12 protein-coding genes are annotated in these 12,053 nt (G+C 71.1%); all 12 read right to left on the bottom strand.

Features of this window, described 5'->3' with window-relative positions; all coding sequences use genetic code 11:
* Positions 1 to 158: 158 nt before the first annotated feature.
* Genes ACFQZY_RS12645 through uppS form a run of 12 tightly spaced genes read right to left on the bottom strand, consistent with a single transcriptional unit; the run spans position 159 to position 12,053 of the window.
* Positions 159 to 941, bottom strand: coding sequence for a TrmH family RNA methyltransferase (locus tag ACFQZY_RS12645; protein ID WP_377416252.1), 783 nt, complete (start codon positions 939 to 941; stop codon positions 159 to 161).
* Positions 938 to 1,636: a ribonuclease HII gene (rnhB, locus tag ACFQZY_RS12640; protein ID WP_377416250.1), complete on the bottom strand. Its 699-nt coding sequence runs from the start codon at positions 1,634 to 1,636 to the stop codon at positions 938 to 940. Before rnhB ends, ACFQZY_RS12645 begins: the two co-directional genes overlap by 4 nt.
* The gene (gene lpxB, locus ACFQZY_RS12635) at positions 1,608 to 2,744 is read right to left on the bottom strand and encodes a lipid-A-disaccharide synthase (RefSeq protein WP_377416248.1); all 1,137 of its coding nucleotides are present in this window, start codon (positions 2,742 to 2,744) and stop codon (positions 1,608 to 1,610) included. Before lpxB ends, rnhB begins: the two co-directional genes overlap by 29 nt.
* Complete coding sequence (gene lpxA / locus ACFQZY_RS12630; protein WP_377416246.1) at positions 2,741 to 3,538, bottom strand: acyl-ACP--UDP-N-acetylglucosamine O-acyltransferase; 798 nt, start codon at positions 3,536 to 3,538, stop codon at positions 2,741 to 2,743. Before lpxA ends, lpxB begins: the two co-directional genes overlap by 4 nt.
* A 14-nt stretch (positions 3,539 to 3,552) precedes the next feature.
* Positions 3,553 to 3,993: a 3-hydroxyacyl-ACP dehydratase FabZ gene (gene fabZ / locus ACFQZY_RS12625; RefSeq protein ID WP_377416244.1), complete on the bottom strand. Its 441-nt coding sequence runs from the start codon at positions 3,991 to 3,993 to the stop codon at positions 3,553 to 3,555.
* The gene (lpxD, locus tag ACFQZY_RS12620) at positions 3,990 to 4,985 is read right to left on the bottom strand and encodes a UDP-3-O-(3-hydroxymyristoyl)glucosamine N-acyltransferase (RefSeq protein WP_377416242.1); all 996 of its coding nucleotides are present in this window, start codon (positions 4,983 to 4,985) and stop codon (positions 3,990 to 3,992) included. The genes fabZ and lpxD overlap by 4 nt, the downstream gene beginning before the upstream one ends.
* A gap of 1 nt (position 4,986) precedes the next feature.
* The gene (locus ACFQZY_RS12615) at positions 4,987 to 5,496 is read right to left on the bottom strand and encodes an OmpH family outer membrane protein (protein ID WP_377416240.1); all 510 of its coding nucleotides are present in this window, start codon (positions 5,494 to 5,496) and stop codon (positions 4,987 to 4,989) included.
* Positions 5,496 to 7,790, bottom strand: coding sequence for an outer membrane protein assembly factor BamA (bamA, locus tag ACFQZY_RS12610; protein WP_377416238.1), 2,295 nt, complete (start codon positions 7,788 to 7,790; stop codon positions 5,496 to 5,498). The genes ACFQZY_RS12615 and bamA overlap by 1 nt, the downstream gene beginning before the upstream one ends.
* Before the next feature lie 45 nt (positions 7,791 to 7,835).
* Positions 7,836 to 9,203: an RIP metalloprotease RseP gene (gene rseP / locus ACFQZY_RS12605; protein ID WP_377416236.1), complete on the bottom strand. Its 1,368-nt coding sequence runs from the start codon at positions 9,201 to 9,203 to the stop codon at positions 7,836 to 7,838.
* Positions 9,204 to 9,240: 37 nt separating this feature from the next.
* Positions 9,241 to 10,434 (bottom strand): 1-deoxy-D-xylulose-5-phosphate reductoisomerase, encoded by a 1,194-nt coding sequence (gene ispC, locus ACFQZY_RS12600; RefSeq protein WP_377416234.1) that lies wholly within the window; start codon positions 10,432 to 10,434, stop codon positions 9,241 to 9,243.
* Between the two features lie 7 nt (positions 10,435 to 10,441).
* On the bottom strand, positions 10,442 to 11,287 hold the full coding sequence (locus ACFQZY_RS12595) for a phosphatidate cytidylyltransferase (RefSeq protein WP_377416232.1): 846 nt from the start codon (positions 11,285 to 11,287) through the stop codon (positions 10,442 to 10,444).
* A 37-nt stretch (positions 11,288 to 11,324) separates the two neighbouring features.
* Complete coding sequence (uppS, locus tag ACFQZY_RS12590) at positions 11,325 to 12,053, bottom strand: polyprenyl diphosphate synthase (RefSeq protein WP_377416230.1); 729 nt, start codon at positions 12,051 to 12,053, stop codon at positions 11,325 to 11,327.

The raw sequence follows: 12,053 nt of genomic DNA, 5'->3' as shown, positions 1-12,053 counted from the left end.
CTCCGGGTGGTGACGGGTACGCCCAAACGCGGTCGAGAGCGCACTCTCGGTGTTGCTTTTGTTCAGGGGAGGAGCTGCGACTGCGCTAGGCGTACGGGGTTTGCAGGAAAGCCCCTGATTATAGCCTTGCTCGGGGCTTACCCGTAGAGGGAAAGGGCTTAAATCGCGGCCGCCGCGGCACTGGCATGCAGGCAGATCGCGGCGGCGGTGGCCACGTTCAGCGACTCCTCGCCCCCGGGCTGGATGATGCGCACCGACATCGCCGCCCGCGCCTGCACCTCGGGGCCCACGCCCTGCCCTTCGTGGCCCAGCGCCCAGGCGCAGGGCCAGGGCAGCTGCGCGCGATGCAGCAGCTCGCCCTGGTGCGAGCTGGTGGTGATCAGGGGCACCCGCAGGTCCTCCAGCAGCTGCGGCCCGGCGGACTCGATCAGGTGCAGGCCGAAGTGCGCGCCCATGCCGGCGCGCAGCACCTTGGGCGCCCACAGGGCCGCCGTGCCCTTGAGGGCGACGACCTGGCGGAAGCCGAAGGCCGAGGCGCAGCGCAGGATGGCGCCGACGTTGCCGGCATCCTGCACCCGGTCCAGGACGACGGTGGGTGCCTGCGGGTCGAGCGCGGGGTCGGCGGGCAGGGCCATCACGAAGCCCATGCGCGCCGGCGACTCCAGGCCGCTGAGGCTGCTGAAGACGGCGTCGGGCAGGACCACGTTCTTCGGCGCGGCGCCGGTCCACTCGGGCGGGGCGCTGGGCCACAGGCTCTCGGCGAACACCGCCACCTCGGGGCGCTGGCCGCGCGCCAGCAGCGCCCGGCACAGGTGGTCACCCTCCAGCCAGACCTGGCCGGCGCGCCGGTAGCCGGCGCCGTCCTGCGCGAGGCGGCGCAGCGACTTGAGCCAGGGGTTGTCACGCGAGGTGATGCGGGTCGGGCCGGCAGGTTCGGTCATGGCGTGGGGGCCTCGCGGGTGGCGGCGGCATGGGGGACGGCCTTCGCGGCCGCGGCGGTCGACGCCGCGATGGCGGCATCCACCGGGGCGAAGCCGCGCCGGTGCTGGGGGCAGGCGCCGTGCGCGCGCAGGGCCTGCAGGTGTTCGGCGGTGCCGTAGCCCTTGTGGGCGGCGAAACCGTACTGGGGGTATTGCTCGTGCAGGGCCAGGCACCAGCGGTCCCGGTGCACCTTGGCCAGGATGGAGGCCGCGCTGATGGCGGCCACCTTGGCGTCGCCGCCGACGATGGCCTCGGACAGCATGTCCAGCCGGGGCAGGCGGTTGCCGTCCACCAGCACCTTGACCGGCTTCAGGCGCAGGCCCTCCACCGCGCGCTGCATGGCCAGCATCGTGGCATGCAGGATGTTCAGGCGGGCGATCTCCTCCACCGAGGCCTCGGCGATGCTGCAGCACAGGGCCTTGGCGCGGATCTCGTCGTACAGGCGCTCGCGCCTGAGGGCGGTGAGCGCCTTGGAGTCCGCCAGGCCGGCGATGGGCTTCGTGTCGTCCAGGATCACGGCAGCGGCCACCACCGGGCCGGCCAGCGGGCCGCGGCCGGCCTCGTCGACGCCGGCGACCAGGCCGACCGGGTCCCAGTCGAGCGAGGCCTGGACGACGGCGGGCCGGCTAGCCTTGGAGGACCTGGGCGATGGCATCGGTGGCGAGCTGCGCGGTGTCGCGCCGCAGGGTGTGGTGCAGGTCGTCGAAGCGGGCTTCGACGGCGGCGCGGCGGGCGGGATCCTCCAGCCAGGCGAGCACCGCGCGCGCCAGGGCCTCGGGGGTGGCGGCGTGCTGCAGCAGCTCGGGCACCGCCATGTCCTCCAGCAGGATGTTGGGCAGGCCCACCCAGGGCTGCAGCGCCTGGCGCTTCATGATCTGCCAGCTGAGGGCGTTCATGCGGTAGCCGATGACCATGGGCCGCTTGAACAGGGCGGCCTCCAGGGTGGCGGTGCCGCTGGCGATGAGGGTGAGGTCGCAGGCGGCCAGCGCGGCGTGCGACTGGCCGTCGAGGATCGTCAGGCCCTGCGACAAGCCGGCGCGGCGGGCCGCCGCCTCGATGGCAGGCCGCAGCCGCGGGATCGCGGGCACGACCAGCTTCAGGCCGGGGCGGGCCTGCTGGACGCGGCGCGCCGCCTGGAAGAACACCTCGGCCAGGTACTTGACCTCGGAGCCGCGGCTGCCGGGAAGCACGGCCAGCACCTCGTCGCCCTCCCCCAGGCCCAGCGCGCGGCGGGCGGCGGCGCGGTCGGGCACCTGCGGGATCACGTTGGCCAGGGGGTGGCCCACGTAGGTGGCGGGGATGCCGTGCTTCGCCAGCAGGGCGGGCTCGAAGGGGAAGATGCACAGCACGTGGTCGGCGCTGCGGCGGATCTTCTCGACGCGGCCGGCCCGCCAGGCCCAGATCGAGGGGCAGACGAAGTGCACGGTGCGGATGCCGGCGGCCCGCAGGCGCGCTTCCAGGTCGAGGTTGAAGTCGGGCGCGTCGACGCCGATGAACAGGGGCGGCCGGTCGGCCAGCAGGCGCTGCGCGAGCTGCTCGCGGATGCCGACGATCTCGCGGTAGTGCCGCAGCACCTCGATGTACCCGCGTACCGCCAGCTTCTCGTGCGGCCACAGGGCCTGGAAGCCCTGCTTCGCCATGTGCGGGCCGCCGATGCCGTAGGCCTGCAGGCCCGGCCAGCGGGCGTTCAGGCCCTGGAGCAGGAGTCCGGCCAGGAGGTCACCGGAGACCTCGCCGGCAACCATCCCGACCTTCAGGTTCATCGGACGATGCCTCGCTGCGGGTCCACGCCCTGCAGGAAGCCCAGCATCATGTCGACGTCGGGCTGTGACTCGGGCGTCTTGGCCACCAGGCCGGCGATGCGCTCCTGGGCCTGGGCCAGGGTCAGGCCGTCGCGGTACAGCGCCTTGTGCATGCCCTTGACCGCCGCGATGCGCTCGGCCGAGAAGCCGCGGCGGCGCAGGCCCTCGAAGTTCATCGAGCGGGCGCCGGCCGGCTGGCCCTGGCTCATGACGAAGGGGGGCTGGTCCGCGAACAGCAGCGAGCACATGGCCGTCATGCCGTGCGCGCCGATGCGCACGAACTGGTGGACCACGGTGAAGCCGCCCAGGATCACCCAGTCGCCCACCTCGACGTGGCCGGCGAGCTGCGAGTTGTTGGCGAAGATCACCTTGTTGCCGACGATGCAGTCGTGCGCGATGTGCACGTAGGCCATGAGCCAGTTGTCGTCACCGATGCGGGTGACGCCGCCGCCGCCGGGCGAGCCGATGTTGAAGGTGGCGAACTCGCGGATGGTGTTGCGGTCGCCGATGACCAGCTCGCAGGGCTCGCCCGCGTACTTCTTGTCCTGCGGGATCGCGCCCAGCGAGGCGAACTGGAAGATGCGGTTGTCGCGGCCGATGGTGGTGTGGCCCTCGATGACGCAGTGCGGGCCCACGGTGGTGCCCGCGCCGATCTTCACATGGGGGCCGATGACGCTGTACGGCCCGATCGACACCGACGGGTCGACCTGGGCGCCTTCGGCAACGATGGCGGTGGGATGGATCTGGCCCTGCACGCGCGGCCCTCCGGTCAGGCGATGCGGCGCATGGTGCACATGAGTTCGGCCTCGCAGGCCACCTCATCTCCCACGCGGGCCGTGCCCTTGAACTTGAAGATGCCGGCCTTGGCGCGCTCCAGGGTCACGTCGAGCGTGAGCTGGTCGCCCGGCTCCACCGGGCGCTTGAAGCGGGCGCCGTCGATGCCGGCGAAGTAGTAGACGGTCTTGTCGTCGGGCGTGACGCCCTGGGTGTCGAACGACAGCAGCGCCGCGGCCTGGGCCAGGGCCTCGAGCATCAGCACGCCCGGCATCACCGGGCGGTGCGGGAAGTGGCCAGTGAAGAACGGCTCGTTGATGGTGACGTTCTTGAGGGCGACGATGCGCTGGCCCTTCTCGATGCTGAGGACGCGGTCCACCAGCAGGATGGGGTAGCGGTGCGGCAGTTGCTTGAGGATCTGGTGGATGTCCATCATGGTGTGTTCTTCGGGGTGGCGGCGAGGGCTTTTTCCAGCGCCTTGATGCGATCGCGCAGCGTGGACAGCTGGCGGAGGGTGGCGGCGTTGCGCTCCCAGGAGGACTTGTCGTCCAGGGGGAACACGCCGGCGTACTGGCCGGGTTGGCTGATGGAGCGGCTCACGAGCGACATGGCGCCCACGTGCACGTGGTCGGCGATGGTGAGGTGGCCCACGATGCCGCTCTTGCCGCCGATGGTGCAGTGTGCGCCGATGCGGGCACTGCCGGCCACGGCGACGCAGCCGGCCATGGCGGTGTGCTTGCCGATGACGACGTTGTGGCCCACCTGGATCAGGTTGTCGAGCTTGACGCCGTCCTCGATGACGGTGTCGGCCAGGGCGCCGCGGTCGATGCAGGTGTTGGCGCCGATCTCGACGTCATTGCCGATGCGCACGGCGCCGAGCTGCTCGATCTTCTCCCAGGCGCCCTGCTTCGTCGGCGCGATGCCGAAGCCGTCGGCGCCGATGACGACGCCGGGGTGCAGCAGGCAGCGCTCGCCGATCACGCAGTCCTCGCTCACGGTCACGCGCGACTTGAGCACGGTGTAGGCGCCGATGCGCGCGCCGCGCTCGACGACGCACAGCGCGCCGATGCGGGCCGTGGGATCGATCACCGCCTCGGGGTCGATGACCGCGCTGGGGTGGATGCGCGGGCCCTCGGGGCGGGCATGGCGCTGCTTCCACAGCTGGGTGAGGCGGGCGAAGTACAGGTACGGGTCGTCGGCCACCAGGGCCGCGCCGCGCGCCAGGGCCGCCTCGCGCATCGCGGGCGAGACGATGACGCAGGCCGCCTGGGAGGCGGCCAGCTGCGACTGGTACTTGGGGTTGCTCAGGAAACTGAGCTGCGAAGGGGTGGCGCTTTCGAGGGGAGCGAGCGCCTCAATGCAAACGGCGGCGTCGCCGTGAAGCTCGCCGCCGAGTGCCTGGTGGATGTCGCCCAGGGTGAGGGCCACGTCACTTGCTCGCGTTGAGGGCCTTGATCACCTTCTCGGTGATGTCGTGCTTGGGGTTGATGTAGACCGCCTCCTGCAGGATCAGGTCGTACTTCTCGGCCTCGGCGACCTGCTTGACCACGCGGTTGGCGCGCTCGAGGACCTGCTGCAACTCCTCGTTCTTGCGGGCGTTGAGGTCTTCCTGGAATTCGCGGCGCTTGCGCTGGAACTCGCGGTCCTGCTCGACGAGCTGGCGCTGGCGGGCCACGCGCTGGCTCTCGGACAGCGTGGGACCCTCGCGCTCGAACTTGTCGGAAGCGGTCTTGAGGGTGGTGCCCAGGTCGTTGATTTCCTTCTCGCGGCGGGAGAACTCCTGCTCCAGCTTGGTCTGGGCCGCCTTGGCGGTGTTGGCCTCGCGGAAGATGCGGTCGGTGTTGACGAAGCCGACACGGAACTCCTGCGCGAGGGCCGGGGCGGCCAGGATCACGGTACCCAGGATGCCGGCGGCTGCTTGGCGAATCAGTTTCTTCATTAGAAGGCGGTTCCGATCTGGAATTGGACTTTCTGGATTTTATCGCCCGGGAACTTGCGCACCGCGTTCGCGACGGCGAAACGCAGCGGGCCGACCGGCGAGATCCAGGACACGCCCAGGCCCACCGAGGCGCGCAGGTCGTTCAGGGTGAACTTCTGCTCCTCGCCGAACGCGTTGCCGACGTCGACGAAGCCATACAGGCGCAGGGTTCGGTCGTTGCCGGCGCCCGGGAACGGCGTGATGACCTCGGTGTTCAGCGTCAGGCGCTTGGGGCCGCCGATGGAGGCGCCGGTGACGTCGCGCGGGCCGAGCGTGCCTTGCTGGAAGCCGCGCACCGAGCCCAGGCCGCCGGAGTAGAAGTGCTTGAAGACCGGGAAGGGACGGCCGCTCAGGCCCTGCCCCCAGCCCAGCTCGCCGTTGAAGGCCAGCGTGTACTGCTTGTTGATCGGGAAGTACTGCTGCAGCTGGTAGTTGCCGCGCAGGTAGCGGGCATCGCCGGCGACGCCGGCCTCGCCGCTGACGCGCTGCAGCCGGCCGGTGGTGGGCGCCAGGGCGCTGTCCCGGTTGTCGCGCGACCAGCCCAGGGTCAGCGGCAGGGTGCGGCTGGTGTAGCCGAACTCCTCGGCGTAGGCCAGGTAGGCAGCCGGGATGGCGGTGCCGGGACGGATCTGGGTCTGCTCGACGCCAGCGCCGAAGAACACCGTGTCCAGTTCGCTGAACGGCACGCCAAAGCGCGCGCTCGCGCCGGTGGTGGCCAGGGAGTAGTTGCCGCCCTGGTTGTTGTAGGGCCGGCTGTTGCGGTGGTAGGCATCCAGCGTGCGCGAGATGCCGTCAGGGGTGAAGTACGGGTCGAAGGTGCTGACCGCCAGCACGCGGTTGTACTTGCTGGTGTTCAGCTCGGCGCTGAGGTACTTGCCCGAGCCGAAGGCGTTCTCCTGGCGCACGCCGAAGCCCAGGGCCAGGCGCTCGGCGCTGGAGAAGCCGGCGGACAGCTGCACGCTGCCGGTGGGCTTCTCGATGACGTTGACGACCAGGTCCACCTGGTCGGGCGCGCCCGGCACCTCGGCGGTCTCGACGTTGACCTCCTTGAAGAAGCCCAGGCGGTCGACGCGGTCACGCGAGCGCTTGATGCGGTCGCCGTCGTACCAGCTGGACTCCAGCTGGCGGAACTCGCGGCGGATCACCTCGTCGCGGGTGCGCGTGTTGCCGCCGATGTTGACGCGGCGCACGTAGGCCCGGCGCGACGGGTCGGCCGCCAGCACCAGGGTCACGCGGTTGGTGGCGCGGTCCACCTCGGGGCGGGCCTCGACCTGGGCGAAGGCGTAGCCGAAGTTGCCGAAGAACTCGGTGAAGGCCTTGGTGGTCTCGGTCACGCGGTCGGCGTTGTACGGCTCGCCCACCGGGATCGTGATCAGGGACTTGAACTCCTCGTCACGGCCCAGGAAGTTGCCCTCCAGGCGCACGCCGCTGACGACGAAGCGGTCACCCTCGGTGACGTTCACGGTGATCGTGATCTCCTGCTTGTTCGGCGAGATCGCGACCTGGGTGCCGTCGATGCGGAACTCCATGAAGCCGCGCTGCAGGTAGTACGAGCGCAGGGTCTCCAGGTCGGCGTTGAGCTTGACGCGGGAGTAACGGTCGGACTTGGTGTACCAGGACAGGTAGCCGCCGGTGTCCAGGTCGAACAGGTCCTTGAGGGTGCTCTCGCGGAACGCCTTCGCGCCCACGATGCGGATGTCCTTGATCTTGGCGGTCTCGCCCTCGTTGACGGTGAAGCTCACGTTCACCCGGTTGCGCTCGACCGGTGTGACGGTGGTCACCACCTCCGCACCGTACAGGCTGCGGTTGATGTACTGGCGCTTGAGCTCCTGCTCGGCGCGGTCGGCCAGGGCCTGGTCGAAGGGGCGGCCGTCGGCCAGGCCGATGTCGCGCAGCGCCTTGCGCAGGGTGTCCTTGTCGAACTCGCGGGTGCCGATGAAGTCGACCGCGGCAATGGTGGGACGCTCCTCGACGATCACCACGAGCACGTCGCCCTGCACCTCGAGGCGCACGTCCTTGAACAGGCCGAGGGCGAACAGCGCGCGGATAGCGGCGGTGCCCTTGTCGTCGTCGTAGCGCTCGCCCACGCGCACGGGGATGGAGGCGAAGACGGTGCCGGGCTCGACACGCTGCAGGCCCTCGACGCGGATGTCGCGCACGTTGAACGGTTCGACCGCCCAGGCCTGGGCCGCGAAGGCCATCGCGATCACGCTCGCCACGGTACGCGCGCGAGCGCGCTGGAATTGTTTCTTCATGGATTCAGGAAGGGCCCGCGCCGCGTGCGGACGAGACGGCTAATTTCAACCAAAGAGGCGGGTCACGTCGTTGAACAGCGCGATGGACATCATGACCAGGAGGACCACCATGCCTCCGCGCTGCAGGCGTTCCATCCAGGCGTCCGAGACGCCCCTGCCCGTCACCGCCTCCCAAAGATAATACATCAGGTGCCCCCCATCGAGGACCGGCAGCGGCAGCAGGTTCAGCACCCCCAGGCTCACGCTGATGAGCGCGATGAACACCAGGTACTGCGTGAGCCCCAGGCTGGCCGACTTGCCCGCGTAGTCGGCGATCGTCAGCGGCCCGCTCAGGTTCTTCAGCGAGGCCTCGCCCACCAGCATGCGGCCCATCATGCGCAGCGTGAGCCCGGAAACTTCCCAGGTGCGCACGACACCGCTGGCCAGCGCGTCGAGCGGGCCCTCGCGAACCTCCACCATCTCGGGCGGCGAGCCGACATAGGCGCCGATCCGGCCGATGGCGACGCCCTTGTCGCGGACGATGTCAGGCGTGACGGCGAGCGTGACCTCTCGGCCGTCGCGCTGCACGCGCCAGTCGACGGTCTGGCCTTCGCCCTCGCGCACCTGGCTGCGGATCCACTCGCGCAGCTGCTGGCCGTCGACGATGGGATGGGCGCCGACGGCGAGCACCAGGTCACCCTTGCGCAGCCCGGAGCGCTCGGCGGCGCTGCCGGACACCACGTCCCCCATCACCGGCCGGGTGAGCGGGCCCAGCAGGCCGATGGTGCGCGCCAGGCGCGCGTCGGCCTCCTTGGCGTCGACGATGGACAGGCGCAGGCGCAGCTCGCGCGAGCCGCTGCCCTCGGCCACCTGCAGGCGCAGGTCGCGCCCGTCCAGCGCACCCTGCGTGAGCAGCCAGCGCAGCTGGTCGAAGGACTCGACCGGCTCCATCTCCTCGTCCTCGAAGGCCGCGGCCTGGACGCGTTCGCCGCCGCGCAGGCCGGCGCGCTCGGCGACCGAGCCGGCGACCGGGCTGGCCAGGACCGGGCTCGGCTCCTGCACGCCCCACCAGGCGACGAAGGCGTAGATCAGGACGGCCAGGCCGAGGTTGGCCAGCGGGCCGGCGGCGACGATGGCGGCCCGCGCCTTCAGCGAGGCGGCGTTGAACGAGCGATGGCGCTCCTCGGGCGCGACAGGGCCCTCGCGCTCGTCGAGCATCTTGACGTAGCCGCCCAGGGGGAAGGCGCTGATGACGAATTCGGTGTCCTGCCCCGGGTGCTGGCGGCGCGGCTTCCAGCGCACCAGCACATGGCCGAAGCCGACGGAGTAGCGCAGCACCCGGACGCCGCAGGCGACGGCCATGCGGTAGTGCCCGTACTCATGGACAGCGATCAGCAGGCCCAGGGCGACGATGAAGGCGATGACGGTGAGCATGGCAGCGGCGTAGGTTCAGCGCGGGCCCGGTGCCGGGTCAATGGGACAGCCGGCCGATGGCGGCCTGCGCCGCCTGGCGCGTCCGGGCATCGAGCGCGAGGAGGTCGTCCAGGCCCTGCGGCGGCGACGGCGGCACCGCCTCGAGCGTGGCGAGGTTCAGGGCGTGGATCTGGTCGAAGCGGATGCGGCGCGCGAGGAAGGCGTCGACCGCCACCTCGTTGGCGGCATTGAGCACCGCGGTCGTGCCGGGAGCAGCCTCCAGGCTGTCCCAGGCCAGTTGCAGGCCGGGGAAGCGCTCGCGGTGGCCGCGGCTGTCCAGGGACTCGAACTGCATGTCGGCCAGCCTGGAAAAGTCCAGGCGCGCGGCGCCGGACTCGATGCGCTGGGGGAAGGACAGGCCGTAGGCGATGGGCACGCGCATGTCCGGCGTGCCCAGCTGCGCGACGACCGAGGCGTCGCGGTACTGCACCATCGAGTGGATCACGCTCTGCGGGTGGATCACCACCTCCAGGCGCGCGGGCGGCAGGCCGAACAGCCAGCGCGCCTCGATCACCTCCAGCGCCTTGTTCATCATGGTGGCGGAGTCCACCGAGATCTTGCGGCCCATCACCCAGTTGGGGTGGGCGCAGGCCTGCTCGGGGGTGACCTCGCGCAGGCGCGCCGGCTCCCAGGTGCGGAACGGCCCGCCCGAGGCGGTGAGGATGATCTTCTCGACCCGCGCGTCCCAGCTGGCCGGGTCCTCGGGCAGCGACTGGAAGATCGCCGAGTGCTCGCTGTCGATCGGCAGCAGCGTGGCCCCGCCCTGCTTCACGGCCGCGAGGAAAACCTCGCCACCGACCACCAGGGCCTCCTTGTTGGCCAGCAGCAGGCGCTTGCCGGCGCGGGCCGCCGCCAGGCAGGGCGCGAGGCCGGCGGCGCCGACGATGGCGGCCATCACCGCGTCGACCTCCTCGTGGCCCGCGATGCGCTCGAGCGCGTCGGCGCCGGCCAGCACGCGCGTGGGCAGGCCCTCGGCCTCCAGGCGGGCAGCCAGCTCGCGGCCGGCGGCGGCGTCGGCCATCACCGCGAAGCGCGGGCGGAACTGCGCGCACTGGCGCAGCATCAGGTCGACCTGGCGCGCGGCGCTGAGGGCGAAGACCTCGAAGCGGTCAAGGTGGCGGGCGATGACGTCCAGGGTGTTCGTGCCGATGGAGCCGGTCGAGCCCAGGACGGTGATGCGTTGCTTGTTCATCGAAGGATCAGAGTGTCGCCAGCATCATCGCCAGCGGCAGCGTCGGCAAGAGGGCATCCACCCGGTCCAGCACGCCGCCGTGGCCCGGCAGCAGGAAGCTGGAGTCCTTGGCGCCCACGGCGCGCTTGACGAGGGATTCGACCAGGTCGCCCACCACGCTCATGGCGGCCATGAAGACGGCGGCGATCACCAGGACCCAGGCGCCGCGCTCGGCCAGGCGGGTGTAGAGGCTGGCCACCGGGGCCTGCCACGCGGCGTCGGCCCAGGTCCAGGCGGCGGCGAGCAGCAGCACGCCGGCCATGCCGCCCCACACGCCTTCCCAGCTCTTGCCGGGGCTGATGGCGGGGGCCAGCTTGTTCCTCGTGAACCTCAGGCCGAAGGCGCGGCCGGCGAAGTACGCGGCGATGTCGGCCACCCAGACCAGCACGAAGACCGACAGCAGGAAGTTGATGCCGATGGCCCGGGCCTGGGCCACGGCCAGCCACGCCAGCCACAGCGCCAGGATGCCGCCCGGCACGCGCAGCGCCAGCGGGATGTGCGGCCAGCCGGCCACACCCCGTCGCAGCATCAGCGCGCCCCCCAGCACCCAGGCTGCGCCGGCGGTGGCCCACAGGCCCGGCAGCGGGCGCGCCACCAGGCCGGCGGACCAGGAGGCGGCGCACAGGGCCAGGCAGGCCGCGGCGCAGGCCAGCGAGGCGGGTTGCGAGAGCTGGTTCAGGCGGCCCCACTCCCAGGCGCCGGCGGCGAGCAGGACGAGCACCACCGCCGCGAACGGCAGCGGCGTGGGCCAGAACAGGGCCGGCAGGAGGATGGCCAGCAGGATGACGGCCGTGATGACGCGCTGTTTCAGCATGGATCGCTGGCCGTGTCGGGTGGTGGGAGGAAGGCGCCTAGGCCGCCTTGCGGCCGGCGGGCGTGCGCGGGGGGCGCACCTGGTCCGAGGTCTTGCCGAAGCGGCGCTCACGGCCGGCGAAGTCGGCGATGGCGGCGTCGAGTTCGGCGGCGCCGAACTCGGGCCAGAGCTTGTCGGAGAAATGGAACTCGGCGTAGGCCGACTGCCAGAGCAGGAAGTTGCTGATGCGGTACTCGCCGCCGGTGCGGATCACCAGGTCCGGGTCGGGCACGTGCGACAGCGCCATGGCCGCCGACATGCTCTCCTCGGTGACCTCCTGGCCCGCCTGCGCCAGCTTGCGGGCGGCCTGCACGATGTCCCAGCGGCCGCCGTAGTTGAAGCAGATGTTGAACACCAGGCGGTCGTTGCCTGCGGTGGCGGCCTCGGCCTGGGCCAGGCCGGCCTGCACCTTGGGCGAGAGGCCGGCGCGGTCGCCGATGAAGTGGATGCGGACCCCCTCCGTCTTCAGGGCCGGCACCTCGCGCGAGAGCGCCAGGGCCAGCAGTTCCATCAGGCCCGAGACCTCGTCGGCCGGACGGTTCCAGTTCTCGGAGGAGAAGGCGAAGACGGTGAGGACCTTGACGCCGCGGTCACCGCAGTGGCGCACGCAGGCGCGCAGGGCGTCCACGCCCACCTTGTGGCCGGCCACGCGCGGCAGGAAGCGCCGGGTGGCCCATCGGCCGTTGCCATCCATAACGATGGCGATGTGGTGCGGGACCTGGGTCAC

Origin of the sequence: Ramlibacter sp. GCM10027632, from assembly GCF_042675325.1 — a bacterium.
GTDB lineage: Bacteria > Pseudomonadota > Gammaproteobacteria > Burkholderiales > Burkholderiaceae_C > Ramlibacter.
This window is presented reverse-complemented; position numbering and strand designations above follow the sequence as displayed.

Excerpts from the sequence above, each read along its gene's own strand:
- ACFQZY_RS12645 (WP_377416252.1), bottom strand. The coding sequence starts at position 941 with ATGACCGAACCTGCCGGCCCGACCCGCATCACCTCGCGTGACAACCCC.
- rnhB (WP_377416250.1), bottom strand. The coding sequence starts at position 1,636 with ATGCCATCGCCCAGGTCCTCCAAGGCTAGCCGGCCCGCCGTCGTCCAG.
- lpxB (WP_377416248.1), bottom strand. The coding sequence starts at position 2,744 with ATGAACCTGAAGGTCGGGATGGTTGCCGGCGAGGTCTCCGGTGACCTC.
- fabZ (WP_377416244.1), bottom strand. The coding sequence starts at position 3,993 with ATGATGGACATCCACCAGATCCTCAAGCAACTGCCGCACCGCTACCCC.
- ACFQZY_RS12615 (WP_377416240.1), bottom strand. The coding sequence starts at position 5,496 with ATGAAGAAACTGATTCGCCAAGCAGCCGCCGGCATCCTGGGTACCGTG.
- bamA (WP_377416238.1), bottom strand. The coding sequence starts at position 7,790 with ATGAAGAAACAATTCCAGCGCGCTCGCGCGCGTACCGTGGCGAGCGTG.
- rseP (WP_377416236.1), bottom strand. The coding sequence starts at position 9,203 with ATGCTCACCGTCATCGCCTTCATCGTCGCCCTGGGCCTGCTGATCGCT.
- ispC (WP_377416234.1), bottom strand. The coding sequence starts at position 10,434 with ATGAACAAGCAACGCATCACCGTCCTGGGCTCGACCGGCTCCATCGGC.
- ACFQZY_RS12595 (WP_377416232.1), bottom strand. The coding sequence starts at position 11,287 with ATGCTGAAACAGCGCGTCATCACGGCCGTCATCCTGCTGGCCATCCTC.